This window comes from Saccharothrix sp. ST-888 (assembly GCF_000955975.1).
In the GTDB taxonomy this organism is placed as follows: Bacteria; Actinomycetota; Actinomycetes; order Streptomycetales; family Streptomycetaceae; genus Kitasatospora.
Window position 1 is genome coordinate 1 of record NZ_JYJF01000712.1, and the last position, 334, is coordinate 334.

2 pseudogenes are annotated in these 334 nt (G+C 70.7%); one reads left to right on the top strand and one right to left on the bottom strand.

The annotated features are described in order from the left end of the window. Positions 1–226 (bottom strand): annotated as a pseudogene (locus UK12_RS44080) (hypothetical protein); the annotation flags it as partial. Between UK12_RS44080 and UK12_RS45425 the strand changes: the two are divergent. Then, positions 194–334, top strand: a pseudogene (locus UK12_RS45425) (IS3 family transposase); the annotation flags it as partial. The pseudogenes UK12_RS44080 and UK12_RS45425 sit on opposite strands and share 33 nt — an antisense overlap.

Here is a 334-nt window from a genome sequence, read left to right on the forward strand (position 1 = left end):
GGCGGATCTCGAGTGGCGTGAGGTAGCCCCACTCGGGGTGTCTGCGTAGACGCCTACGGTTATAGAAGGTCTCGATGAACGCGAAGACCTCCGCGCGGGAGGTGGCGCGGTCCGGCCAGACGCGGATGCCGATCGTCTGCTTCAGCAGGGCGAAGAACGGGGCGCCGGGGGGATCGCGGTGATCGACGTCGGTTCCAGGGGAGCGTACGGCGTCCGGCGCGTGCACGCGGAACTGCGGCGCCAGGGCCGGGCGGTCAACCGAAAGAAGGTGGAGCGGATCGTGCGCGAGGGCGGGATCACGGGCATCACCCGCCGCCGACGCCGCGGCCTGACC